This is a genomic window from Flavobacterium aquiphilum (genome assembly GCF_027111335.1).
GTDB classification, from domain to species: domain Bacteria; phylum Bacteroidota; class Bacteroidia; order Flavobacteriales; family Flavobacteriaceae; genus Flavobacterium; species Flavobacterium aquiphilum.
In genome coordinates this window covers 2,487,557-2,511,909 of the sequence record NZ_CP114288.1, presented here as the reverse complement: position 1 = coordinate 2,511,909, position 24,353 = coordinate 2,487,557, and the positions used below count along the sequence as shown (strand labels likewise).

The 24,353-nt window shown below is 36.3% G+C and carries 23 protein-coding genes and 5 pseudogenes; 11 read left to right on the top strand and 17 right to left on the bottom strand.

Annotated features, from left to right (window positions below; all coding sequences use genetic code 11):
• Positions 1-245 precede the first annotated feature (245 nt).
• Positions 246-367, bottom strand: a pseudogene (locus OZP12_RS20620) (transposase); the annotation flags it as partial.
• 9 nt (positions 368-376) lie between these two features.
• Here OZP12_RS20620 and OZP12_RS10370 point away from each other — a divergent pair.
• Positions 377-991 (top strand): TraM recognition domain-containing protein, encoded by a 615-nt coding sequence (locus OZP12_RS10370; protein ID WP_281229011.1) that lies wholly within the window; start codon positions 377-379, stop codon positions 989-991.
• Between the two features lie 37 nt (positions 992-1,028).
• Here the strand turns inward: OZP12_RS10370 and OZP12_RS10365 are convergent, their stop codons facing one another.
• On the bottom strand, positions 1,029-1,403 hold the full coding sequence (locus OZP12_RS10365) for a winged helix-turn-helix transcriptional regulator (protein WP_281229010.1): 375 nt from the start codon (positions 1,401-1,403) through the stop codon (positions 1,029-1,031).
• 314 nt (positions 1,404-1,717) lie between these two features.
• Here OZP12_RS10365 and OZP12_RS10360 point away from each other — a divergent pair, with 314 nt between their 5' ends.
• Positions 1,718-2,638, top strand: coding sequence for a ClpXP adapter SpxH family protein (locus tag OZP12_RS10360; protein ID WP_281229009.1), 921 nt, complete (start codon positions 1,718-1,720; stop codon positions 2,636-2,638).
• Positions 2,639-2,758: 120 nt separating this feature from the next.
• Positions 2,759-3,277 (top strand): alpha-ketoglutarate-dependent dioxygenase AlkB family protein, encoded by a 519-nt coding sequence (locus OZP12_RS10355; RefSeq protein ID WP_349293578.1) that lies wholly within the window; start codon positions 2,759-2,761, stop codon positions 3,275-3,277.
• On the opposite strand, the pseudogene OZP12_RS10350 reads toward OZP12_RS10355, so the two are convergent.
• The 6 genes and pseudogenes from OZP12_RS10350 to OZP12_RS10325 all read right to left on the bottom strand — a co-directional run.
• Positions 3,274-3,485 (bottom strand): annotated as a pseudogene (locus tag OZP12_RS10350) (helix-turn-helix domain-containing protein); the annotation flags it as partial. The gene OZP12_RS10355 and the pseudogene OZP12_RS10350 sit on opposite strands and share 4 nt — an antisense overlap.
• Positions 3,486-3,492: 7 nt before the next feature.
• Entirely contained in the window at positions 3,493-4,476 is a 984-nt protein-coding gene (locus OZP12_RS10345; protein WP_281229007.1) for a transglutaminase family protein, read from the bottom strand.
• Positions 4,430-5,383: an alpha-E domain-containing protein gene (locus OZP12_RS10340; protein WP_281229006.1), complete on the bottom strand. Its 954-nt coding sequence runs from the start codon at positions 5,381-5,383 to the stop codon at positions 4,430-4,432. Before OZP12_RS10340 ends, OZP12_RS10345 begins: the two co-directional genes overlap by 47 nt.
• Positions 5,384-5,424: 41 nt before the next feature.
• Positions 5,425-6,861 carry a circularly permuted type 2 ATP-grasp protein gene (locus OZP12_RS10335; RefSeq protein WP_281229005.1) on the bottom strand — a complete coding sequence of 479 codons (1,437 nt, stop codon included), beginning with the start codon at positions 6,859-6,861 and terminating at the stop codon, positions 5,425-5,427.
• Positions 6,862-7,355: 494 nt separating this feature from the next.
• Positions 7,356-7,556 carry a hypothetical protein gene (locus OZP12_RS10330; RefSeq protein ID WP_281229004.1) on the bottom strand — a complete coding sequence of 67 codons (201 nt, stop codon included), beginning with the start codon at positions 7,554-7,556 and terminating at the stop codon, positions 7,356-7,358.
• Positions 7,546-7,956: a carboxymuconolactone decarboxylase family protein gene (locus OZP12_RS10325; RefSeq protein WP_281229003.1), complete on the bottom strand. Its 411-nt coding sequence runs from the start codon at positions 7,954-7,956 to the stop codon at positions 7,546-7,548. The genes OZP12_RS10330 and OZP12_RS10325 overlap by 11 nt, the downstream gene beginning before the upstream one ends.
• A gap of 348 nt (positions 7,957-8,304) precedes the next feature.
• Here OZP12_RS10325 and OZP12_RS10320 point away from each other — a divergent pair, with 348 nt between their 5' ends.
• The 7 genes and pseudogenes from OZP12_RS10320 to OZP12_RS10295 all read left to right on the top strand — a co-directional run bounded on the left by OZP12_RS10320 (position 8,305) and on the right by OZP12_RS10295 (position 11,829).
• Positions 8,305-8,754, top strand: a complete 450-nt coding sequence (locus tag OZP12_RS10320; RefSeq protein WP_281229002.1) for a hypothetical protein — start codon at positions 8,305-8,307, stop codon at positions 8,752-8,754.
• A gap of 31 nt (positions 8,755-8,785) precedes the next feature.
• Positions 8,786-8,932: pseudogene (locus OZP12_RS20615) on the top strand (XRE family transcriptional regulator); the annotation flags it as partial.
• A gap of 524 nt (positions 8,933-9,456) precedes the next feature.
• On the top strand, positions 9,457-9,834 hold the full coding sequence (locus OZP12_RS10315; protein ID WP_281229001.1) for a single-stranded DNA-binding protein: 378 nt from the start codon (positions 9,457-9,459) through the stop codon (positions 9,832-9,834).
• A 38-nt stretch (positions 9,835-9,872) separates the two neighbouring features.
• Positions 9,873-10,232: a DUF7222 domain-containing protein gene (locus tag OZP12_RS10310; protein ID WP_281229000.1), complete on the top strand. Its 360-nt coding sequence runs from the start codon at positions 9,873-9,875 to the stop codon at positions 10,230-10,232.
• Positions 10,233-10,262: 30 nt separating this feature from the next.
• A complete protein-coding gene (locus OZP12_RS10305; RefSeq protein WP_281228999.1) occupies positions 10,263-10,643 on the top strand; it encodes a Cas9 inhibitor AcrIIA9 family protein in 381 nt (126 codons plus the stop codon).
• Complete coding sequence (locus OZP12_RS10300) at positions 10,640-11,404, top strand: hypothetical protein (RefSeq protein ID WP_281228998.1); 765 nt, start codon at positions 10,640-10,642, stop codon at positions 11,402-11,404. The genes OZP12_RS10305 and OZP12_RS10300 overlap by 4 nt, the downstream gene beginning before the upstream one ends.
• A complete protein-coding gene (locus tag OZP12_RS10295) occupies positions 11,287-11,829 on the top strand; it encodes a PcfJ domain-containing protein (RefSeq protein WP_349293577.1) in 543 nt (180 codons plus the stop codon). Before OZP12_RS10300 ends, OZP12_RS10295 begins: the two co-directional genes overlap by 118 nt.
• 238 nt (positions 11,830-12,067) lie before the next feature.
• Here the strand turns inward: OZP12_RS10295 and OZP12_RS10290 are convergent, their stop codons facing one another.
• The 5 genes and pseudogenes from OZP12_RS10290 to OZP12_RS10270 all read right to left on the bottom strand — a co-directional run.
• Positions 12,068-13,504: a TolC family protein gene (locus OZP12_RS10290; protein ID WP_281228997.1), complete on the bottom strand. Its 1,437-nt coding sequence runs from the start codon at positions 13,502-13,504 to the stop codon at positions 12,068-12,070.
• The gene (locus OZP12_RS10285) at positions 13,494-16,700 is read right to left on the bottom strand and encodes an efflux RND transporter permease subunit (RefSeq protein ID WP_281228996.1); all 3,207 of its coding nucleotides are present in this window, start codon (positions 16,698-16,700) and stop codon (positions 13,494-13,496) included. The genes OZP12_RS10290 and OZP12_RS10285 overlap by 11 nt, the downstream gene beginning before the upstream one ends.
• Before the next feature lie 21 nt (positions 16,701-16,721).
• Positions 16,722-17,804: an efflux RND transporter periplasmic adaptor subunit gene (locus OZP12_RS10280; RefSeq protein ID WP_281229052.1), complete on the bottom strand. Its 1,083-nt coding sequence runs from the start codon at positions 17,802-17,804 to the stop codon at positions 16,722-16,724.
• Positions 17,805-17,961: 157 nt separating this feature from the next.
• Positions 17,962-18,354 (bottom strand): hypothetical protein, encoded by a 393-nt coding sequence (locus OZP12_RS10275; RefSeq protein WP_281228995.1) that lies wholly within the window; start codon positions 18,352-18,354, stop codon positions 17,962-17,964.
• Between the two features lie 621 nt (positions 18,355-18,975).
• Positions 18,976-19,238 (bottom strand): annotated as a pseudogene (locus OZP12_RS10270) (JAB domain-containing protein); the annotation flags it as partial.
• On the opposite strand from OZP12_RS10270, the pseudogene OZP12_RS10265 reads away from it, so the two are divergent.
• A pseudogene (locus tag OZP12_RS10265) lies at positions 19,224-19,388 on the top strand (JAB domain-containing protein); the annotation flags it as partial. The pseudogenes OZP12_RS10270 and OZP12_RS10265 overlap by 15 nt on opposite strands.
• 152 nt (positions 19,389-19,540) lie before the next feature.
• Here OZP12_RS10265 and OZP12_RS10260 read toward each other — a convergent pair.
• From OZP12_RS10260 to OZP12_RS10245, 4 genes are all read right to left on the bottom strand, one after another.
• Complete coding sequence (locus tag OZP12_RS10260) at positions 19,541-19,939, bottom strand: response regulator (RefSeq protein WP_281228994.1); 399 nt, start codon at positions 19,937-19,939, stop codon at positions 19,541-19,543.
• Positions 19,929-21,362 carry a sensor histidine kinase gene (locus OZP12_RS10255; RefSeq protein WP_281228993.1) on the bottom strand — a complete coding sequence of 478 codons (1,434 nt, stop codon included), beginning with the start codon at positions 21,360-21,362 and terminating at the stop codon, positions 19,929-19,931. The genes OZP12_RS10260 and OZP12_RS10255 overlap by 11 nt, the downstream gene beginning before the upstream one ends.
• 103 nt (positions 21,363-21,465) lie before the next feature.
• Entirely contained in the window at positions 21,466-23,403 is a 1,938-nt protein-coding gene (locus OZP12_RS10250) for an OmpA family protein (protein ID WP_281228992.1), read from the bottom strand.
• A 14-nt stretch (positions 23,404-23,417) separates the two neighbouring features.
• The gene (locus tag OZP12_RS10245; RefSeq protein WP_281228991.1) at positions 23,418-24,326 is read right to left on the bottom strand and encodes a PorP/SprF family type IX secretion system membrane protein; all 909 of its coding nucleotides are present in this window, start codon (positions 24,324-24,326) and stop codon (positions 23,418-23,420) included.
• Between the last annotated feature and the right edge of the window lie 27 nt (positions 24,327-24,353).

Below are 24,353 nucleotides of genomic sequence, written 5' to 3'. Positions count from 1 at the left end.
CCTGGAGATTACCACACCTAATTACCATAATGAAAAGTATATTCCATTATATCTCTTTCTTTTGAGAGGTTCTATTCTATTAAAGAAATGCAATAGCACCAAAATTTTCTATTATCAGACAACTCTTATGACGGGGAAACTCCAAACCTTACTTGATTAATTAAAGACCTACAATTGATTAGTTTTAAATGTTTTATATTTTAAAGAAGGTTTTCAGGTAAAAAATCATGTAATTATTCCCGCAATAAGTTATCATAAACGATTTCGATTATTGAACGCTTGGGAAGTAAATTTTCATCACTTTTTCTCTCAAACTGTTTTTCATATTATTGCGAATACTCGTAATTAATTGGATTCTGTCAACAAAAAAGGAAAAATGAAATCCAGCCTGATCTTTGATGAATTCCCCACCATTTACCTCAATAATATGGACAGTTTAATTGTCACCGCCCGAAGCAATAAAGTAGCCACCTGCTTGGGGATACAGAACTTTAGCCAATTGGGCAAAGATTATGGACGTGAACAGGCCGATGTGATTATGAACATAACCGGCAATATCATTAGCGGGCAGGTAACCGGGGGCACTTCCAAACAGCTATCGGAACGCATTGGTAAAATCATGCAGGATCGTGAAAGCCTTTCAATCAACAGCGGAGATACCTCCATTAGCCGTTCCAAACAGCTCGAAGCTGCCGTGCCCCCTTCCAAAATAGCCACACTAAGTTCAGGCGAATTTGTAGGGATGGTAGCCGATGACCCCGACTGTAAAATCGAACTCAAAACATTTCATTCTGAAATTATAAACGATCATCAGGCACTCCAAAAAGAAGAGGAAAAGTATATGGAAATCCCTCCTGTGCGCAAACTTGACCATTCCATTGTCCGACGAAACTACCTGCAGATCAAACAAGACATCCTCGATATTGTCAATTCTGAAATGAAACGCTTATTGAACGATCCATCACAAAGTCATCTGGTTATAAAAAAATGACATCCAATTACATTTACTTATAAAGTTTTACGTCTTTTCAGCTCTCTTTCTCCTTTTTTCCGTGGACAGAATTTCTATAATTGATTCCCCATTTAGCCAATTCATCAATTAAGGGAGAAAGTGTTTTTCCATATTCGGTTATAGAATATTTGACCGTTATTGGCTTGGTGTTCATTACTTTTCGGCTTACCAGATTATTCATTTCTAAATCCTGTAGTTCTTTCGAAAGCATTTTGGTTCCAATACCATTTATTTCCCGCAATAAATCCATAAAACCAAGGGTATTACCCTCTATAAGTGTACCCAGTATATAGAATTTCCATTTTCCCGATAACAGACTCATAGCATCGCCAATGGCCTGCATTCTAACTTGACAAACAGGGGTATCGTTTACTAATGCTTTTTTTTTCATTGCTTTCAATTGATGTTGATGATCTGTATAAAGTTAAAAAATATCAGATAGTTCCCAAGAGGAAAGTACTTTCTAAAAGGAAACCCATAGCAAATATACATTTGATGCGCAATAAATTTGCAGCATTACTTAGGATTTATATTGTCTAAAAACAATGCACTTGCGCGGTTAAAATCTTTTAATAATAGTTGTATAACCGGCATTATTTACCAATACTAAAATTCATCAACACCCAATGAATGAATCTGAAAACACTAACAACACTACTTATAATGCTTGGCAATTGTAGTTTTCATGCGCAAACCAATAAAAAAATGGAAAATAAAAGCAACCCTCTATTATGTGATCCTGCTGAAGGTATTTGTGAAATAGCAGATCATTCAACTTCACAAACAGTTATCTTACAAAATACGGAGAAACCGGTTAAAGTTATTTACTTTACCGATCCGATCTGTTCTTCCTGCTGGGGTATAGAACCGCAATTGCGAAAACTAAAACTAGAATATGGTACTATTTTAGAAATTGAGTATCGAATGGTCGGGCTCTTACCCGATTGGAATTATAACAGTGGCGGTATAAGCAAACCCTCAGATGTAGCGCATCATTGGGATGAAGTGAGTGCCTATTACGATATGCCTATTGACGGTGATATCTGGTTAGAAGATCCCTTGCAATCATCCTATCCCCCTTCAATTGCATTCAAAGCTGCACAAATACAGGACAATGAAAAAGCGCTCTTGTTTCTGAGAGAAATCCGGGAAATGGTTTTTCTGAAAAAAAAGAATATTACCCGATGGGAAAACTTAAAAGCAGCTGCCAAAAAAGCCGGATTAAATGTTGAACAGTTTAAAACTGATTGTAGCAGTACTGCAAAAATACTTTTTGAAGAAGATCTGAAGATGGCAAAATCAATGGGAGTAAGGGGATTTCCAACTATCTATTTTGTGGATAATTTTAAAACTACAGAAATGATATATGGTTCAAAGCCTTATGTCTCTTATGAAAATGCTGTGTTAAAACTTTATCAAAAGGCTACCAAAACTACTTATGAAAAAAACTGGAAGGCACTTTTTTCCAAGTATAATTCACTTACAGCCAGAGAATATTCGGAACTTTCAGATACACCAAGAATGGAAACGGAACAACAATTAGATGAATTGGTCACAAAAGGGAATTTGGATAAGCTGACAACCAAAAACGGTTCCATTTGGACAAGAAAAGACACAAATCGCTGATAGGAGTCTTTATATAATTGTCTCATAACACTGCTTTTAGTATACTGTTGTTTCTAATAGATAGCAGGGATTACAAAGAGGCTGTCCGAAAGTAATTTCGGATAGCCTCTTTTACTTTTAATAATCTTCAAAAAGCATTTCTTAGCTGATACGCATTGGTACGAGTATGAAATACCTATGTACGACAAAGTGGTTACGGCTCCGAGAATGGTTTCATGGTTTGAAGACAAAAATAATATCGAAGCCGGTTCCAATACTCAAGAACTTACTAAAGATCTGCGCAATATCCGCCAGCGGGTGGAAGCCGAAATCCATGTAAAATTCAATGCTGTACTACTGAACTTATATCGAAACGGACAAGACAGCGTAGCCTGGCACAGCGACAAAACGGACAAATCCGGCATCAACCCCATCATCGCTTCGGTGACTTTTGGGGAAACCCGCTTATTCCGTTTAAGACACAAGTTCAACAAAGAGATTCCGCAGGTGGAGATTCCACTGCATCATGGTTCGTTCCTGCTTATGGCGGGCACAACAAATAGTTTTTGGCAACATCAGGTTCCTAAAACGGCAAGGGAGGTACTCCCTAGAATTAACCTTACTTTCAGACAGGTAAACAAGCCCCCCAACATCATCTAGCTAAAACTATAATTTAAATTTCTATACTCATTAGGTGTTAATCCTGTTTTTTGCTTAAACAGGATCTTGTAAAATGTTGTGGATATTTAAACCCCAGTTCATAACTTATTTCACTAATTGACTTGTTAGGATTGAATACTCTTTCTTTTGGCAGGTCAATAACTTTGGTCTGAATATATTCTTGGGTTGAAATACCTGTTTCTTTCTTTTTCGGATTACTGTTGTTGCTGTTCGGCATAATCCAATTGTTGCTGAAATTCAATTGAATTTTTTTCTAACTCAACATTGTTGATTTCTTCAAAATGCCTTCCGTCTTCATAACCAATGGAAACACAAACAGAAAGGGTTTGCTTCGAAACACCTTTAAAAGTACCTTTTACCGGAGTACAATCTACAAAGTGATGTCCTACGGCAAGTTTTACATGGTTGTCCATTGTCCAGATATTATTGGTTGGATCAATACCAAGCCAGCCTTGTTTGGGAGTATAAATCTCAACCCATGCATGGGTAGCACCTTCGCCTCTAAGACCACTTTCGTTTGGACAAATATAACCGCTTACATATCGGGAAGGAATCCCGGCGGTTCGTAACAATTGCAGCAACACATTGGCAAAATCCTGGCAAACGCCTTTTCGATGCCCTAAGATTTCATCAACGGTAGTTTCAATGTTTGTGATTCCTTTGGTATAGTTAAAGTTGTTGTAAATATATTGGCTACAATTAAAAGCGATCTCAATAATCGATTTGTTTTTGCAGTCAATTTCGTTTAGGATTGCACAAATTTCATCTTGCTTTTTAATTGTTTCGGGATAACAAAGGCGTAACAAATAGATGTTATTGTCTAAATTTAAATCACTGACCTTAGTAGCATCAATTTCAGGAATTTTAAGCGAATGAATTACGCGAACTTGCATTCGTGATTCAATAATCATTTCTGTATGGGCTTCCAATATGTTAAAACTTCCTACTCTATTTCCATGATAATCCGTGCTGATCGCTACATTTGGATTTTGTGTAATTGAAAGTTGGAATTGCAATACATCCTGATTTTCAAAGTTATGGGGAAACAAGCGAATTTCGTTAATACTTTCTTTGATTGCTAAGTTGTATTGGTATTTTGTAATGTGAATTATGTTGAAAACTGCCATTGCTTTAGGTGTATGAAAAGAATAATTTGGAGAAATCCATCGAAAATTCATTTAACTGATCTTTGGTGTTCTTGAGTACTTGCTCTAATTGCAAGTTGCTAAGATTGTGATAATCGGTATATTCAATATAACTTTTCAATCGTCCAAATTGGTTACGCATGCTACGTGCTTCTATTAAGTTATTGTTTTTGAAAATACATTCTAAATACGTTTGAATCAATCCCAAAGTAAAAATCACTGAGTGGGCAAAATCAGGATTAAAAATCACATGTTGGATTACTTTTCGATTATGTGGAATGTTACTGTAACTTTTGAGGTATAATTCATAACCACATAACGACAATAATAATTTTCGCCAATACAGTAAATCTTCCTTACCATCTAAATTGTATTCAATGGGAGCATAATACGATTGTGTCATCGAAATGGTTTGTAAACACCTTTCGATATGTTTACCGATGCTGGAAAAACACCAGCCTAATCCCCGGGGCATCGTAACCTGAAAAATACCGTTATAGAGCAAAAAATCTTTATTGAGCTTCGCCAAAATAGTAATAGCTTCCGGTGTTTCTAATCTTTTGGGTAAATCGGGCGAATTGATATAATGATACATCGAATTGATGTGTTCCCAAAGTTCTTTGGTGATTTTATCCTGAGAACCTCTCGCATTTTCCCTGGCTTTGGTAATCAGGTTACGAACAGAGTTAATGTTTTTGGTGTCACAAATGACAAATTTCAATACAAAATTAGTGTCATACTGGAATTCGGCTATGTATTCTGGAGTCAAATCAGTATAATATTTTAACAGCGGTCTGTATCCTTGATAATCATTTGTTTCCTGATCAAATGACATGATATAAAGGGTATTGAGGGCAAGCAGCAATCCATCGGTTCTTTCCATGTATCGGTTAAGCCAGAACATTCCGTCGGCAACACGACTGAGCATATTTACTTCCATAGCAACTTCTTTACTAGTTAAAAAAACAATCTTATCTTTATTTATTTCATAATCCAGGTATCTTTACTTCCTCCTCCTTGTGAAGAATTCACCACTAGAGAACCTTCGGTCAGCGCAACTCTGGTGAGTCCGCCAGGAACAATTTTCACACCATTGGGGCCACATAAAGCATAAGGTCGTAAATCCACATGACGCAGTTTTAATTCACCGTCAATGTAACAGGGAACAGTGCTCAACTGAATGATAGGTTGTGCTATAAAGTTTCTTGGATTACCCAATATAGCCATTTTAGCCGCTTCCAGTTCTTCTTCAGTAGCTTTATTTCCCATAACCATGCCATAGCCGCCACTTTGATTGGTTTCTTTTATAACCATATTTTCCATATTTGCAAAAACCAGTTCGCGTTCTTCCTGATTTTCCATTTGATAGGTTGGAACGTTCTTCAAAATAGGTTCTTCGTTTAGATAATATTTAATCATTTGTGTCACATAAGCATAAATGGCTTTATCATCGGCAACACCATTTCCAACGGCATTTACCAAAGCCACATTACCCATTTTATATGCGCTAATCAAGCCCGGAACACCAAGTGCACTGTCAGGTTTAAAGACTAATGGATCGAGATATTCATCGTCCAAACGGCGGTAAATTACATCTACCTGCTGCAAACCCGAAGTGGTTTTCATATATACTTTATGGTCGTTCACCACTAGATCCCGACCTTCTACAAGCGGAATTCCCATTTGTCTCGCCAGGAAAGTATGTTCGTAATAAGCCGAATTATAAACTCCCGGAGTTAACAAAACAACATTGGGTTTAGAGATGCTTCTTGGCGAAAGGGAAACTAAAATATTATGAAAAATCATGGGATAGTTGGCCACCATACTCACATTATTTGCCTGAAACATTTCCGGGAAAATCCTTTTGGTGATTTCCCTGTTCTCCAGCATATAACTCACCCCACTGGGACATCGTAGATTGTCCTCCAGCACATAAAACTCCCCTTTTTCTCCCCTTATCAAATCTATTCCAGCGATATGAACGTGTATGTCATGAGGCACTTTGATACCATGTACCTCCGGTAGATAATGCGGACAAGATGCTATTAATGAAGCTGGCATAATACCGTCTTTTACAATTAACTGTTCATTGTAAATGTCTTCAAGAAATAAGTTTAACGCTTTTAATCTTTGTGCAATTCCAGTTTCAACTTCAATCCATTCGTTTTTTGTGATTATTCTGGGAATAATATCAAAGGGAAAGATCCGTTCTATTCCTTGATTATCATCACTATAAACAGTAAATGTAATCCCCTGATTCATAAAAATATCCGATGCCTGTTTCTGTTTTACATTAAGTTTGTCCAGATTTAAACTCTCCAATGTTTGCAACACTTGTTTGTAAGCATCTCTTACTCCATCCTTGGAAAACATTTCATCCCATCCTTTGGGACTTAATTTAGGTGTAAAATTTACCATCTGTAATTATTAAAAAATTAATAAAAAGCTATATTTGATTATAAATATATCAGCATCTAGGCTAATTTAAGAAACTTTACACTTAATTACATCGATTTATATGATAATAATATAATTTATGCCATATTCGCTTTTTGACGCTATATTTTTTAAGAATTAGTATTTTAAATTTCATTTTTTTTTTATTTATCAACTATCAAAAGTAGTGAGCGCTACAAGGATTAGCATTGGGTCACAAATTCTCATAGCTTTTAAAATCTACTCCATACCACTTTCTCTCTGGTTTGTTTTATTTAAAATTGGTGAAGAAATGGAAAGATACCGAGCTAGAAAATGATACACGAAAAACTAATCGGCGGGTTTGTAATGCGCAACTGTAATTCCTAGTTCAGCGTTAATGTGGGATTTTTATTCTTTGCCATTGAGGCCTTAATTCCAGAGCCACTTGGATAATGGACAAAAAAAATATAGTACCAAAGATTTGATACTATATTTTATTTCGATTCACGTTCGTTAAGCGAAGCAGCTGCCCGATCATAATTGGAAACAACCAGTTTCAACTGTTCAATGGCTTCGGGGGTAAGCTCGCCTTGAGCTCCTTCTGCCACCCAGCGCGCGGACGAAATTAAAGTAGCTAGTTCATAGCCGCTAAGCGTCAGGTGAAATACCAGATTATTCTTTTTTTCAATGTGCATGTTGTGCCATATTTTCTTTTACATAATTACCTATCTGTTGCAACTCTTCTGCAAACTCGTCATAATCAGTTTGCATTCCGTTGAGATAAGCACTCCAGCCAAGCGACATTTTAGCATAATGAACCGCTTCCTGTATTTCCGCATCTGTTGCACCAAAGAGCTTTGCGGTCTCTGTGTGAAACAAAGTACAGTATCTGCATTTTGTTTCTGAATGTAATGCAACTCCCATTAATTCTTTGTATTTATTGGGAATAAGGGTTTCTCCGAGTTGAAGCCCTTTGAATAATTCCCATTCAAAATCCAAAAACGCATCGGGTATCCCTTTCATGAATCCCGGAACGACGCCTAAAACCTCAATGATTTCGGCCTCTACTTCTGAACGTTGTCTAGCTATTGCCATTTTTTCAACTGATTTTAAAGTTTTTTTAAAATCTGGATTTCATCTAAATGTGACCTATAAATTTACAAAATAAAAAGCATAAAAAAACCAATAAACAACTAAAAAACAAATAGTTAAATAAAAATTATATCATGTAAAAAATTACACTTTTTATTAATTATACGAAAATTAAAAATCGTAGCACACTAAAAGAACAATACCTTATAAGCTACCGCATGGACACCTCTAAAATAGCATACGGATGACACGGATTTTACTAATCTTAATCTTTTTAAATCTATATTATCGGTGCCATCCGTAGTTCATTATTGCATAATTATATATTTGTGTCCAGACGATAGCCATATAATGCCTCACTTCCAAATAAAGATCCCTCCAACAAATTCACATAAAAAACACCTCTCGGAACGCATCGGTAAAATCATGCAAGACAGGGAAAGCCTTTCGATTAATAGCGACGATACCTCCATTAGTCGTTCCAAACAACTCGAAGCTGCCGTACCTCCTTCCAAAATAGCCACATTAAGTTCAGGCGAATTTGTAGGGATGGTTGCCGATAACCCCGACTGCAAAATCGAACTCAAAACCTTCCACTCAAAAATCATAAACGACCATCAGGCACTCCTAAAAGAAGAAGCCAATTATACCGAAATTCCTCACGTACGAAAACTTGACCATTCAATCATCCAACGGAATTACCTACAAATTAAACAGGAAATTCAGGATATAGTCAATTCTGAAATGGAGCGCTTACTCGATGCCCCTACACAATCACATTTGGTTATTAAGAAAAAATAATTTAATGAATTATATTGGAGTGGTGACCTAAAAAGTAAAGGCTGGTTATTTGAATGGCTATGCCGATCCGGAATATACTGAAAATCTGCAACATATTTCTTTGTCCTTTTTAGGATCCGAAAAAGACAGGAGCTTTCCTGTTGAGGGGGATTCAATGCCACCCCATGAAGACAGTTCTGTTTGGAAATTCTCTCCCTACCTAATCGATGGTTATGGATTTTCCCTTTTTCTCTTTTTTCTTCGCCTGTTCAATATCATAACAGCCCTTCAATACCATAAAAAAACCTTCTTCTCTCTCCTATGCCTTTCTATTTTAAAGCCAAAGGAATATTCATTCTGGGCTTACCTTTAACTGTTGCAGTCATCGTTTTCAGAAACTCCCCCACTGAAATCACAAACTTTCCTTTGCCTAAATAACGTTTCTGCAGCACATGTTTCTGTACAAATCCAAATAGCTTCTATCATTTAGGACATGATTTTCATTCAAAACGGGTTAAAAGGGCAGCTAAAGTAGTGTCCTCCCTCGCCTGCATGCGCATAATGGCTCCGCTCCCGCTCCACCACCCTTCGGGACTTATAGCACTCCGGCTTCCAATTCGGACACTCTACTTGTGCTTTCTTTTTTCCCGTTTTCTTTTGAAAAAATTCATTTCGGGGACTGGGAAAAAATCAAAACAACAGTAACCTTTAAAATTGTATGTCATGGAAATTACAGGAAGAATTACAAAAGACGCCACCGTTTGTAAAGTAAACGGAGACCGCGAAGTCGTTAATTTCAGTATAGCGATTAACGACAGCTATAAACCCAAAGGGGCATCCGAATTTAAAAAGATAGTGACCTATATCGAATGCTCCTATTGGCTCAGTTCCAAAATAGCACAGGGGCTCAAGAAAGGGACACTCGTGGAACTCTTCGGGCGCATTGGGTGCAATGCCTATATCGGAAGTGATGCCCAAGCACACGGCAGCCTTACCTTTCACACCAGTCATGTTAAAATCCTCTCATTTCCAAAAGGATCACAGGACAATACGACGATGGAAACCCAGTCCGACAAAGACCCCGATGATCTGCCTTTTTAACAGCTCGCAAAAGATGTATAAGCCTAAAGAAATGAATTATGAAAGCCTTGACAAAATCAATGTTCAGTGACTATGATGTAAGTCGCACATTCAATGCGATAATCCGCAACAATATGGAATCCTATGACGGAACCAAAAAAGAAAAACTCAAATCCTTTTTGCTTGATCTGCAACATAGCGGGTGCATTAGCGGAATGATAGGCGAATTTATCTACCACACCGACTGCAAAGCCTTTTACATCGAACATTTGGAGGATTTGGAAAACATCAAAACCGAACTCGAAGAATCACTCGGAGAACCGATTGCCAACCGCTATGGGCTTCCCCACTACACCTTTATGTGCTGGCTTTGTTTAGAAGAATACTGCTACGACATCTACAGAAACAGTTTTGAATAACACCTTTTAACATTTTAAATCTTTTGAGTGATGGACGCTTCCGAAACCTTTAAAAATATAATCGAGAATTTTCTCAAAGAGAAAGCGGTAAATGATACCGCTTTCTCCCTCGCTTTTGCAAAGCCCTCTAAAAATTTAGAGCAGTGCATCAAACACATTATAAGCGAAGTCAAAAAAACAGGGCTAAATGTCTTTGCCGACAACGAGATTTTTGATATAGCTGTCCAATATTATATTGATGATACAATCACCTCACCCGCAGAAATTAAATGCGATATAACTGTAAATAAGCCCCCACTGGCGGATTTATTCTCCACCCCGTTTGAAACCGCCCAAAAGGTGGTAGACAAAACTCCTGTAAAAGAAATTCCTAAAACCGTGCAAACCGCCTTAACCCTTTTTGACTTATGACACCGAAAACCCACACCGAGAAAGAAATAACACGGCTCAGCACTTCACTTGCCCCAATCCCGTCAAAGGTACACGCCTGGGCAGAAAAAACAGTTTTCCTTAAATGGGGAGTGCTCTCCCGAGGAAAATTTTATTGCCTGGAATGCAACCACTCTTGGAAGCCTGACTATGCAAACGAAGCCTGCACAAAATTTATAAAATGTACAGCCTGTGCAGGAAAACTCAAAATGCAGGACTGCAATCGGGTGTATTTCAAAGAAATTGAATATTCCGCCGTTTTGGACGTATACGCAGGCTATCAGGTGGTGCGCATCATCTGTTCGCACAAACACATGAAAAAGAATTGCCTGCCCTCCTACTTTCACAAAGAAGTCATGCAGCACTGGATAAACGCCCAAGGGGAAGTCCGCAGTATGAGTATCAGCACCAATATGTTTTCCCATACCTATGACCAGTGGCAATACTCCTCCTCCCTTGAAATTCGCCCAAAAAATTTCCAAAACTCCCCCAAATACCGAATCAATCCCTACAGGGTGTTCCCCAATAAGAAAGTACTGCCTGTGCTGAAAAGAAACGGGTTTAAAACTGGCTTTTACAACATCGCCCCGAGGCGGTCAAAACCTGTCTTAAAAACAACTACAAAATTGAAGATTTTAAAACATGGGAAGATTATATTTCCCTGCTTCACTGGTTCAAAAAAGACCTCAGTTGTTCCGCTTTTGTCTGCCCTGACAATCTCAATGAGGCTCATGATAGGCTAGTTAGTAAAAAAAGGGCGGTTCAGCGCAAAAAATACCTGCTCCAAATCCGCTCTGAAATCCAAAAAGCACAGGTTTTATATACCCAAGAAAAAGAGCCATTTTTCGGGCTTCGCTTTTCTCAAGATAACTTGAGCCTGTCCGTACTGGAAAACATTCGGGATTTTATGGAGGAAGGGGATTTACTCTCCCACTGCATTTTTACCAATGAATATTACACCAAAAAAGATTCGCTCCTATTCTCTGCCCAATTGGACGACCGCCCCATAGAAACCCTTGAACTCTCCCTTTCCAAAATGAAAATCATCCAGTGCAGGGGCTTTAAAAACAAACCCTCAAAATACCATAAAAGTATCCTTGCCCTTATGGAACAAAACCTCTATCAAATCCGCTCCCGCCTCAAACAACAAAATCCCGAAAGCCTTTAGCAAAGAGGGGCTTTTCCTAGTGAAAAGCCCCTCTTGTTTTATACATGGATTCAACTATCTTTTTGCTCCGAGCAGACATCCCTAGGCAATTACCCTTTTTAGAATTAGTAATTCTCTTGGGAAATTGGCGCCTAATTCCATCGCAAAGTTCGGGCATCTTATCAGTTCACCACAAAAAATTCCCCATAAATGAAGCTGTCCTTTGTAGACTACCTTCCTTTCACTAAATAATAAAAAATCAATTCCAACCTCCTCCCAACGCTCTATAAACGTTTACGAAAGCATTCATTTGCTGCTTTTTAGTTTCAATTAGTTCGAACTTAGACTCTAAGGCATCTTTTTGTGTCAAAAGAACTTCCATATAATCGGCTCTGGCTGAACTAAAAAGGTTGTTTGATATTTGAACAGATTCGTTTAATGCCTGAACCTGTTTGGACTTCAAATCATAACTTTGAGCTGTGTTTTTGATTTTAGACAACTGGTTGGCAACTTCTACATAAGCATTTACTAATGTTTTTTCATAATGATAAACAGCCTGAATTTGTTTGGCATTTGCAGTAAGATAACTCGCTTTAATAGCATTTCTGTTAATCAAAGGAGCTACTAAATCGCCTGCAATAGAATACAATAATGATTCTGGAGAAGTCAGCAGATACTTTGTGTTAAAAGCTTCGTATCCGATTCCTGCAGAAATGCCAAGCGAAGGATAAAATTTAGCTTTAGCAGCTTTAATATCAAGTTTGGCAGCAACTAATTCCATTTCTGCTTTTTTAATGTCTGGACGATTTTCAAGGAGCTGAGATGGTATTCCCGCATGGACATCTACAGGAGTTATCGTGCTAAAAGTTTTGCTGTTTCTAGCAATTTTTTGAGGAAAACGCCCCAATAAGAAATTAATTTTATTTTCAGTTTCCGTAATCTGCTGCTGAATATCAAACTGCAGGCTCTGCGTACTTAAAATTTGTGCTTCAAATCTACGTACAGCCAGTTCGTTAACCCTTGCTGCTTCTTTTTGTATTTTCACAATCTTTAAAGCATTAGTTTGAATATCAATATTTTGTAAAATAATTTCTAATTGATTATCCAATGCTAAAAGTTCGTAATACGAATCAGCTATTTCAGCAATCAGATTAGTGATTACAAAATTCTTTCCTTCAATAGAACCTAAATAACGATTTAAAGCCGCTTTTTTAGCATTATGAAGTTTATTCCAAATGTCTATTTCCCAACTTGATGTCAATGCAAAACGAAAATTAGGAAGCGGATCTGGAGTTTCTCTTCCGGGCATAATTTCGGTTGTTGCTTCTCCGGAACCAGTACTTGTATATCTTCCTGATTTGGTAAGATCAGCTCCGGCATTAAAACCAACAAAAGGCAGGTATTCTCCTTTTCGCGCTTTTACTTCGCTTTTCGCAATTTCAATTTCCTGACGTGTGATATTCAATTCCTGATTATTTTTTAATGCGATATCAATCAGGTTTTCTAAATTTTCATCCGTAAAATAACTTCTCCATTTTACTTTTCCTGTATTGAGAGTATCTAAACCATTATCGGCATAGTTTTCAGGTACTGTTTTGTTTTCTGTTTTTTCTACAACAGAAGTCGTTTTACAGCCTGCTATAGTGAGTAATACGCAGGCAAGACCTGCGTATTTTATATTTCTGTTATTCTTCATTTTCCTCCGTTTGATTGTTTGTTGAAAAATCATCTACATGATGCATAAAATCATCAGATAATGAACTTTCTTCTTCTCCTTTAATTAGTTTTCGACCTTCTGCCATCGAACCAAAAATGTAGTATAGTCCAGGAACTATAATTACTCCGAAAATAGTTCCGAAAAGCATTCCTCCAAGTGCAGATCCACCAATAGTTCGGTTTCCGATTGCACCAGCTCCGGAAGCAAAAATCAACGGAATTAAACCGGCAATAAAGGCAAATGAAGTCATTAAGATTGGTCTAAAACGTGCTTTTGCACCTTCAATTGCAGCTTCTAATATTGTCGCGCCTTGCTGATGTTTGAGGACAGCAAATTCGACTATCAGTACGGCATTTTTACCAAGCAGTCCAACGAGCATGATCAATCCAATTTGTGCGTAGATATCGTTTTGCAATCCCATCAATTGAAGTATTACAAAAGAACCTAAGATTCCCACAGGAATAGATAAAATAACAGAAAGCGGAATAATAAAACTCTCGTATTGCGCTGCTAATACAAAATACACGAAAGCCAATACGATTAGAAAAATATAGATAGATTCGTTTCCTCGGCCGGCTTCATCATAAGAAAGACCTTCCCAAGCAATATCATATCCTTTCGGAAGTGTTTTAAGAGCCGTTTCCTGAACCGCTTTAATGGCATCTGCTGTTGTATATCCGCTGGCAGGTTGTCCCTGAATTGCGGCAGAATTGTACATATTGTAACGCGTAATTTCATTCGGTCCCTGTGTTTTTTTAAGTGTCATAAAAGCTGAGTAGGGAACCATTTCTCCGTGATCGTTTTTCACAAAGAGATTTAGTACATCTGACGGAAGTCTTCTGAATTTTGGATCAGACTGCACGTACACTTTAAAGAAACGTCCAAATTTAATGAATCCCTGTTCGTACGTACTTCCGATTAAGATATTAAGGTTTTCCATGGCTTTACCAATAGAAACGCCTTTCTGCATGGCAAGATCATTATTAATTTCTAATTCGTATTGTGGATAATTGGCAGCGAAGAAAGTAAACAAACCGGAAAGCTCTTTACGTTTGCCTAATTCAGCCATAAACTGTTTGTTGATTTTATCAAATTCCTGATAATTTGTGCTGGTTGTTTTATCTAATAAACGCATAGAAAAACCTCCTGATGAACCGAAACCAGGAATTGCGGGCGGTTCAAAAAACTCTACAACAGCTCCCAGATCTTTAGATTTCTTTTCTAACTCTTCCATGATTTCTCTCACAGAATGTTTCCTGTCAGACCATGATTTTAAGTTAATCAAACACGTTCCGGCATTAGAACCACGTCCTTCTGTCATAATTTCGTAACCCGCCAATGAAGAAACTGATTCAACTCCTTCAACCTTTTCACAGATTTTCTGAAGCTTTTGAGCCACTTGATTGGTTCTTTCTAAAGTAGCTCCAGGCGGTGTCTGAATGATTCCGTAAATAGTTCCCTGATCTTCACTTGGAATAAATCCGGAAGGCAGTACTTGATTTTCAATAAAAATAAATGCACAGAAAGCAATTAGTATTCCAAAAGTTAAAACTCTTCTGCTTACGATTGTTTTTAAAACGGTCACATATCTGCCGGTAAGTCTTTCAAACCAGCGGTTAAAGGCATCAAGTGATTTCGTCAGTATATTTCCTTTTTTCTCTTTTCCATGATTGTTTTTCAAAAGAATAGCACAAAGAACAGGAGTAAGAGTCAAGGCTACAATTGCTGAAATGATAATTGAACTTGACATCGTAACCGAGAATTGTCTATAGAACGTTCCCACAGGTCCCGACATAAATGAAACCGGAATAAATACAGAAACCATAACGGCGGTAATCGCAATAATAGCTCCTCCAATTTCACCCAACACCAATTTAACTGCATTATAAGGCGTAATATGGGGAAACTCTTCAAACTTGGCATGGACGGCCTCGACGACGACAATGGCATTATCTACCACAATTCCGATGGCTAATACCAAAGAAAATAAAGTCACCAGATTGATGGACATTCCAAACATCTGAATTACAAAGAAAGCACCAACCAAAGAAACAGGAACGGCAATAATCGGAATTAAAGTCGAACGCCAGTCTCCTAAAAAGATAAATACAACTAAAGCCACCAATATAAAGGCATCTCTTAAAGTATGCACCACCTGATCGATAGAAGCATCTAAGAACTGCGAAACGTCATAACTGATTTTATAATCCATTCCGGGAGGAAAATTGGCTTTCATTTCTTCCAGTTTCGCTTTCACATCGTTAATTACGTCGCTGGCGTTACTGCCGTAATTTTGTTTTAATACAATTGCAGCAGAAGGATGTCCGTCAAGATTGGAGTAAATATCAAAAAATTCACTTCCCAGTTCTACTTTTGCAATATCTTTTAAGCGAATACTTTCTCCTTCAGAATTAGCACGTACAATTACATTCTCATATTCTTTAGGTTCGTTATATCTTCCTTTATAAGTCAGTACATATTCCAAAGACTGTGCGGCAATCCCGGAACTTTGTCCTAATCTTCCCGGACGACCAATAATACTTTGTTCCTGAAGCGCTTCCATAACCTCTTCAACAGAAATTTTATAGGCTCTCATTCGGTCTGGATTCAGCCATACACGCATAGCGTATTTACGGCTTCCTAAAATCTGGGTTCTTGCCACACCTTTTACACGGCTGATTTCGGGAATCATTTTTACATCGGCATAGTTGTAGAGGAATTTCTCATCCATGCTTTTGCTTTTTGAATAAAGGTTGACATACATCAACATACTGGGCTGGATAGGAGTTATAACAACTCCTTCACGCTGAACCAGTTCAGGTAATAATGGCATTACCTGATCTACCCTTGTTTTAACTCTGATTACAGCTTCATTAGGATCGGTTCCTGGTTCAAATATAATTCTAAGTGTTGCTTCTCCCGCACTCGTGGCATCGGTTGCCATATAACGAACACCTTGTGTACCGTTAAGAGAATTCTCTAAGGTGATTAAAGTTGATTTTACCAACACATCGGCACTTGCTCCCGGATATGCAATAAAGATATTGACTGTTGTGGGCGCAATTTGGGGGAATTGTGATATAGGAAGCTGCTTGATAGACAGCGTACCTAAAAAGACAATTATAATCGAGATTATAATTGCAAAAACGGGTCTGTGTATAAATTTATTAAACATGTGTTCTTTTTTTAGATTCGGTTATTCTGCGTATAGTTCTAAATTGGACAGAACCGATTGGGGTTTTACCACTTCGTAGTTGATTTTATCATTTTCTTTAACAAGACGAAGCCCCTCTAAAAGTATTTTATCATCAAGAGATAAACCTTCTTTAATTACAAATAAATGCGGCATTTCGGCAGCAATAACAACCTCTCTGGATTTTACAGCATTGTTTTTGTCGATCACATACACATATTTTTTATCCAAAACTTCAAAAGTCGCTTTCTGAGGTATCAGCATGGCGTTTTTCAAATCTATCGGCATTTGGATGGTTCCTGTTTCTCCGTGCCTTAATAATCTTTTCGGATTGGGAAATGTAGCTCTGAAAGGTATGTTTCCAGTTTCGCTGTCAAAATCGGCTTCAATGGTTTCTACAACCCCTGAATATTGAAATCTTTTGTTGTTTGGCATTAAAAGATTGACTTTCATTTTGCCGCTTTTTCCAGCCTTTTCCTGATAATCCAAATATTCAGATTCCGGAACATTATAATACACCCACATTGAACTATTGTCTGCCAGTTCTGTCAGCAATTCTCCTTCATCAACTAAACTTCCCTGGCGAACATGAAACTTATCAATAATACCATCAAAAGGTGCTCTGATTTCCGTAAACTGAAGATGAACTTTGCTCAAAGCCATTTCGGCATCTGCTTTTTCCAGTTTGGCTTTTGCCATAGCCAGTTCGTTTGGAGAAACCACTTTTTCATCGGTCAGTTTTTTAGCATTTTGATATTCAATGGTACTAAAACTTACTTCTGCTTTAGATTTTTTTAACTCTGCTTCATAAAGTGCAGGCATTATTTTAAATAACAGCTGGCCTTTTTTAACCATTTGCCCTTCGTCAACATAAATTTTTTCCAAATAACCGCGCTCCTGAGCTCTTATTTCAATATGCTGAATGGAATGTATCTGCGACACGTAATCTTTGGTTATTGTAGTATCTTTTTCTATTGGGTTGGTAACCAGAAATTTGGTTTTTTCCTCTTTTCCTTCTTCTTTTTTGGAGTTACAGCTTGTAAAAACTAAGGCGCACAAACTCGCCATCATGAAAATTCTTTTCATCATTATTTCAGCATTAAAATGTAGTTTATTTTTGACTTTTAAGTAAAGGTCTTTGAGAATAGACCATAGAAGTTTATATCCGTCTATTTTCTGAAAGTCAGAATACAGAGGATAAAACAATAAAGAAATCAGCTGTTTGCTACAACAGCATTAAAAATCAAATTCTAAAAACCTGAAATAACAGATATACTTTATTATAAAGTAAACTGAAAATTTTGCAATCATTTACTTTTTGGGTAAAAGTAGTCGCAGAAACGACAAAACGATTATTGCTTTGAAAAATTAAAAAGTAATTATTTTTTACAAGTTGTTTTTGAACAGAAGAAAAATTCTCTTCGTTTTCTTCATTATCAAAAAGGCAAATTTTTCTTTTAAAAGTTGCAAATGAACGTCCTCTGGTTATGTTGTGTTCATTTGTAAAATTGGTCTTAAATTCAGTTATAAAAGAAAATTTATTATTCGAAAAAGTATTTAAATGTGCATAACCATTGCCATAACCATTTAAGAAAATGACAACTGAAAGTAAAAGTTTAGTGCACCAATTTTTCATAAGGCGACAAATTTAAAGAAAAGATTCTCTAATGCAATGCAAAAAAAATACATTCTTTTAAAATTTATTATATTATATTTTTTTGCATCTATAATTCAAAATATCATTTTTTCTCCTCACAAATTTATGATTTTTGATATCAATGGGTTTAATAAATAATGTAAGGTGCAAAAATTAAAGTTTAATAAGAGCTGTTTTTATTTATCAAGAAAATCATTGTTTCTTTAGCCTAAAAGCAATTAAATAATGAATTGATATTTTAATCAAGATTCTCTCTTCTAACTTTTTGGGGGCAGTCTAAAAGTAAGGACAGCCTCTTTCGTTTTATACATGGATTCGGCTATTTTTTGCCCCGACCAGACACCCTTAGACAATTAACCTTTTTAGAATTAGTAATCCTTTCAGAAAATTGGCGCCTAATTCCATCACAAAGTTCGGGCATCTTATCGGTTCGCTACAAAAAATTCCCCCATAAATGCAGACTAAGCGTCAGCTTTATTGCGTTGCTTTTTGCGCTCGCTCATCAATGCCCGGATTGGGTTCCATAATTAATCTTAAACATCAAAAATCATGGAAACTCAAAATCAAAACTGGCAAGCCGTATCGGAAATCGAACTCATCTATTATAGCTGATGCTTTGGCTTTGAGAGCAGCTGAGAACACTAAGCGGACATCTACTATAGTACCACTAATTCCTCCGGAGGAAAGTTCAATGATTCCGAGGGCTCTGTTGGCCTGGTTTAAGAATACTACTTTAAATTGTTCTAGAATTCTATTTTGTTGAAATCCCAAGTCGATAATATCAGTTTATAAGCCTCTCTGGAGGATTTGATTTGAGGTCTTTGAGAGGCTTTAATTTTGGTTTTGTAGATGTCCACAACCATCCTTCCGGACAGCTAATTGCCTCTGAAGCAGATCGACAAATTACTCAAAAAGTTAAAGAAGCCGGAAAACTGCTAGATATCACACTTTTAGATTCACTAATTATTACTCCGGAATCCTATTACTCCTTTGCGGATGAAGGCTTTTTGTAAATATCCAATTCTTTTATATAATTACAATAGTAAGTCCTCTGTCTGAACAGATGCAGGACTTATTGCAAAAAACGGTGTGACTGAGCATCTAATTCTGATCTTAATTGAGCAATGCAAATTGATAACCGATACATTATAAAACTAACGTATTACTAAAGACAAGTATTTAATCTCTCCCTAAATCTATCTATCGAAATTGGTTTACTCAAAAAGTCGGTAACATATTTATTATCTTTAAGAAACTGAATTTCATCAATATCTAATGATGAGGAAAGCATAAAAATCTGTGTCTCCTTTCTTAATTCTTCCTCTAAACACTCGTACTCAAATAAGAATTGCAATCCATTCATAATTGGCATTTGGATATCCAACAAAATAACCAAAGGGTTACTAATTTTTCTTCTGTTCTCATAAATCCAATCAATCCCCTCCCTCCCATTATTAGCAATATTGACCTCTGTCACATTAAACACTTTTTTAAACAATTGTGTCATAACGAACTGATCAATGTGATTGTCTTCAATCAATAAAAAATCATATTTAATTTCCATTTAGATACAGATTTGGTATTGTTACAGTAAATTTACTTCCTTCATTTTTTTTTGAAGATACTGAAATACTACCATTTAGCTTATTCAATGTTTCTTTGACTATATAAAGTCCTAAACCGGATCCTTTATTGCTATTGATCACAAAAAACATATCGAAGATATTCTCTTTATGTTCCTCCTGAATCCCAATACCGTTATCTTCAATTTCGATTTTATGAAAAACTCCCGAATTATAAGTTCTGATTGCTATTGTATTTTCATTTTTTTCCTCATCCACATATTTTATAGCATTTGAAATCAAATTATTCACTATAATTTTAAGTCTTAAGCTGTCACTTTGAACCTCATCAATTAATAGATCTTTTGTGATCGTAATTTTATCAGCACTTTTATTATGGCTGTGCAAGCTAATTGATTCATCAATCAACATGCTTAAACTCACGGTTTTTATACTTGTTTCAATTCGCTTGTTTTTTGAATAATCAATAATATCCTTTATGAACTGATCTTGCCTGTTCAGACTTTGAGTCATCAACATCAGATAATAATTAATCTTTTCTAAATCGTCTTCCAATTTTATCAATTCTATCAATCCCTTAAGGGAAGTAATTGGAGACCTTAAATCATGCGAAACACTGTACACAAAATTGTCAAGTTCATGGTTAAGCATTGACAAGTTTCCATTTTTAATCTCAATTTCTTTTTTGGAATCGATAAGCCTTTTAACCATTAATGAATAATAATAGCTCACACTGCTGATTATAATCAAAATAAAAAGGACATTTACAAGCAGTAATAAATCTTTAATCTTCCTCGTTCCTTCTCCAATTGTATTGGAAAATTTACGTTCATTGATCGTTAACTTATTACTGATAACACCAAGCTGCCAAAGGATTTTTTTTCTGACTTCGGAATCCAAATTTGAAGTTTCAACATCACGGTGAATGTTATTTCCAAACCGCTGCAATTGCTGAATCATTTTATCCCCTTCTTCCCATTCTTTAATGGCTTTTGTAAAAAAAGGTACATCCTTAAAATTTCTGAACAACCAAATGAGATTATCTAAGTCATACTCACTATTTCGTCCTGCCCTAAATCCATCTTTAATTATCTCCTCGTCAACATCTTCGGCCAAAAGAGCAATTCGGGCAGCACCATCTCCTAAAGGAACTTTTAATTCTTCATTAAACAGTTTCCACTCTCTTACATCTTGGGTATACATATAAGTAATAAGATGCCTAAATGCATCTTTTTGAGCCTTTGAATAATGCGATTCTCCATTGACATAAGCTCTGCTTGCCGATAAAATTTTGATTGTAAAAAGATTAATAAAAATGAGCAAACCGCAAGACAGAAACACTATTAGCAAAAGTTTAAGAAGATTGTAAGACAGAAGCTTCTTTAAAAAAACAATTTGTGGCATATTTTTAACTTAAATTTTAAAAAATATGATGAGGATATTTACAAAAAGTTTGTTTTATAATTATAATTTGAAAACAAACTTTTTGTAAAAATGACAATCAAATCTATTGCTTCACAATAATAAATTCACTTCTTCTATTCACCTGATGTTCCGCTTCCGAACATTTTACACCATCTGAACATTTATTCAGCAATTGGGATTCCCCATATCCTTTTGCTGTTAAACGACTTTTGTCAATTCCATTTTTTATCAGCCAGTTCATTGTTGATTTCGCTCTTCTATCGGAAAGTTTTCTATTATAATCGGCACTGTTTCTGCTGTCAGTATGAGATCGGATATCGACTTTCATGTTTGGATTTTGCTGCATCACATCAAAAACTTTAGCCAACTCTAAAGCCGCATCAGGACGGATATAGGATTTATCCAAATCAAACAAAATAGTTTTTAATTCCAATACTTTGGCTAAGTCATCACCCACTTTCATCTCTTTTATTGCTTTCTCCAATAGTAATGGAACGAATGTTGATCCGGATTCATCAGGAATTGCCACGGGTACTTCAGTAGTTATGTATTCCTCTTTTTCAGTTCTAATGTGGTATTTAGCATTACATCCAATTACTCCAAAATCGAATTTACCATCTTTATCCGCAATAACCACTTTTAGCATTTTATATTCGCTATCAGACAAAGAGACTTTTGATCCGGCAAGCGATACTCCTGTAGCTTTATCAGTAACTTTTCCAGCCAGCGATTGATCACAAGGATACTGGATTTTTTTTACCTCTTTAAATTTATAAATATCATCTTTTCCTGCTCCACCATCCCTATTCGACGTAAAATAACCAAGCTTTGTACCCGAATTAATCAGGAAACCAAAATCGTCTTTGGAGCTGTTTAATGTTTCGCCTACATTTAAAACTTTTTTGTACCATTTGTCTTTTTCAATTTTACAAACAAATACATCTAAACCGCCTAAACCCGGATGTCCATCTGAAGAGAAATAAAGTTCATTGTCATCACTAACAAACGGAAATGTTTCCCTTCCTTCAGTATTTATAACATCTCCCAGATTTTCAGGCGATCCAAAACTACCGTCAAAATTAATAGCCACTTTAAAAATATCCGATTGCCCTAATGTCCCAGGCATATCAGATGCAAAATAGAGGTATTTCTCATCGGGACTCAAAGCCGGATGCGCTACATTGTAACTATCACTGTTAAACGGTAATTCTGTTACATCACTCCAAACTCCTTTTTTAAATTTTGCTCTGTATATTTTCAGTAAGATGCTCCCATCTCTGTCTTTTCCTTTTTTCTCCAAAAAATTATTTCTGGTAAAATAAACCGTTTCACCGTCTTTTGTAAAAACTGCTGTCGATTCATTGTATTTTGAATTAATAGTAGAAGAAACTGTTTCAACTGCTGATAGCGTTCCGTCTGCACTTTTGTTAGCCATATAAAGATTTGTATAGGCTTCACCTGTCCAAGGACAAATTCTTTCATGGATCCTTCCGTTGGTTTTTCCAGAAGTAAAAACTATTTTATCTCCGAAAAAAGAACTTCCAAAATCTGAATACTCGGTATTAATCCCAAGGTTTTCTATGATATACCTTCCCGAATTCTTCTTTATAAGTGCCAAATAATCCTTTTGATCACCGGCCAATTTTCCTCTTCGGTCATTAGCATTCATTTGAGTGAATTTTGCCATCATTTGATCGGCCTTTTCATAGTCCTTAATTGCTTTTAAAGACTGAGCATAACGATAAAAGTTTTCAGAAGTTAAATTCGGATTAGCAGCATATAGTTCGCCGTACCACTTAGCTGCATTCGGTAGATCAGCTTTAAAATAATAAGAGTTTGCTAGTTTTTCGAGCATTTCGGGTGATTTGAATCCTCTTTCAAATACTCTTTCATATGTTTTTATGGCATCAACATAGGCATATTGACCATATTCTTTATCTCCTTTAGCCAAACTCGATTTTTGCGAATAGATATTCATCACACTAATGATAAATACAAAAATATAGGTAGTTTTTTTCATGATTGTCGCTTTGTTTAGAAGAATCTAGGTGATACAACTCTCTCGTGTTTTTTGAACAACTCAAATCGCAAAAATATTTCGTGCGATCCCGAGTTATAATTGGCCAGTTGGGTAGTTTCTAAATCATAACCATATCCAATATACAAGCCTTGGCTTACTTGAAATCCTGCCATAAAACTCGCTGCTGCATCCCATCTCCAAGCCGCACCGAGAACAAATTTTTCATTGAACATAAAATTAGCGGATAAATCAACCTGCATTGGAGATCCCACCACCGTTTTGCACATGACAGCGGGTTTAAATTGAAGACTTGGACTTAAATCAAAAACATAACCTCCAATCAAATAAAAGTGCATTCGTTCCAAAGAAGTAGCTACATCATTATCATTGTATTGATCTGCTTCCAAAATATTTGGGACGGATAAACCGAGATAAAGTTTGTCCGAATAAAAATAGAGCCCGGCACCAATATTGGGTGAAAACTCACTATTGATATTATTCTGAAATTTAGGATCGATTATATCATATCGATTCAATTTTGAGTAATCGACATCCAATAAATTAGCGGTTCCTTTTACTCCGAAGGATAATTTATAAGTATCGGAAGTTCGAATCGTATATGATACGTCAGCAGAAATTGCAGTCTCATTTGAGGCTCCTATCCGGTCATTTACAAAAGAAAGTCCTATACCTAAATTTGAATTTTCAATTGGACTATTAAAAGAAGCCGAACTCGTAACTGGTGCTCCATCCAGTCCTACCCATTGGGTCCTATACAATCCAAAAATACTGGCAACTCCGCGGGAACCCGCATAAGCCGGATTAATGTTGATTGTATTGTACATATAATTGGTATATTGAGCATCTTGTTGCGCATATATTGATAGATTCACTAACAATAAAACAATTAGTAGGTTTTTCATATTCTTTATTTTTTTATTCAGAAGAAA

Bases quoted from the DNA above. Each gene is read 5' to 3' on its own strand.
- OZP12_RS10285 (WP_281228996.1), bottom strand. From the start codon at position 16,700: ATGTTTAATAAATTTATACACAGACCCGTTTTTGCAATTATAATCTCG.
- OZP12_RS10310 (WP_281229000.1), top strand. From the start codon at position 9,873: ATGAAAGCCTTGACAAAATCAATGTTCAGTGACTATGATGTAAGTCGC.
- OZP12_RS10365 (WP_281229010.1), bottom strand. From the start codon at position 1,403: ATGAAAAAAAAAGCATTAGTAAACGATACCCCTGTTTGTCAAGTTAGA.
- OZP12_RS10360 (WP_281229009.1), top strand. From the start codon at position 1,718: ATGGAAAATAAAAGCAACCCTCTATTATGTGATCCTGCTGAAGGTATT.
- OZP12_RS10340 (WP_281229006.1), bottom strand. From the start codon at position 5,383: ATGGAAGTAAATATGCTCAGTCGTGTTGCCGACGGAATGTTCTGGCTT.
- OZP12_RS10245 (WP_281228991.1), bottom strand. From the start codon at position 24,326: ATGAAAAACCTACTAATTGTTTTATTGTTAGTGAATCTATCAATATAT.
- OZP12_RS10290 (WP_281228997.1), bottom strand. From the start codon at position 13,504: ATGAAGAATAACAGAAATATAAAATACGCAGGTCTTGCCTGCGTATTA.
- OZP12_RS10280 (WP_281229052.1), bottom strand. From the start codon at position 17,804: ATGAAAAGAATTTTCATGATGGCGAGTTTGTGCGCCTTAGTTTTTACA.
- OZP12_RS10275 (WP_281228995.1), bottom strand. From the start codon at position 18,354: ATGAAAAATTGGTGCACTAAACTTTTACTTTCAGTTGTCATTTTCTTA.
- OZP12_RS10255 (WP_281228993.1), bottom strand. From the start codon at position 21,362: ATGCCACAAATTGTTTTTTTAAAGAAGCTTCTGTCTTACAATCTTCTT.
- OZP12_RS10320 (WP_281229002.1), top strand. From the start codon at position 8,305: ATGCCTCACTTCCAAATAAAGATCCCTCCAACAAATTCACATAAAAAA.
- OZP12_RS10260 (WP_281228994.1), bottom strand. From the start codon at position 19,939: ATGGAAATTAAATATGATTTTTTATTGATTGAAGACAATCACATTGAT.
- OZP12_RS10305 (WP_281228999.1), top strand. From the start codon at position 10,263: ATGGACGCTTCCGAAACCTTTAAAAATATAATCGAGAATTTTCTCAAA.
- OZP12_RS10330 (WP_281229004.1), bottom strand. From the start codon at position 7,556: ATGCACATTGAAAAAAAGAATAATCTGGTATTTCACCTGACGCTTAGC.
- OZP12_RS10325 (WP_281229003.1), bottom strand. From the start codon at position 7,956: ATGGCAATAGCTAGACAACGTTCAGAAGTAGAGGCCGAAATCATTGAG.
- OZP12_RS10335 (WP_281229005.1), bottom strand. From the start codon at position 6,861: ATGGTAAATTTTACACCTAAATTAAGTCCCAAAGGATGGGATGAAATG.
- OZP12_RS10370 (WP_281229011.1), top strand. From the start codon at position 377: ATGAAATCCAGCCTGATCTTTGATGAATTCCCCACCATTTACCTCAAT.
- OZP12_RS10250 (WP_281228992.1), bottom strand. From the start codon at position 23,403: ATGAAAAAAACTACCTATATTTTTGTATTTATCATTAGTGTGATGAAT.
- OZP12_RS10300 (WP_281228998.1), top strand. From the start codon at position 10,640: ATGACACCGAAAACCCACACCGAGAAAGAAATAACACGGCTCAGCACT.
- OZP12_RS10315 (WP_281229001.1), top strand. From the start codon at position 9,457: ATGGAAATTACAGGAAGAATTACAAAAGACGCCACCGTTTGTAAAGTA.
- OZP12_RS10345 (WP_281229007.1), bottom strand. From the start codon at position 4,476: ATGAATTTTCGATGGATTTCTCCAAATTATTCTTTTCATACACCTAAA.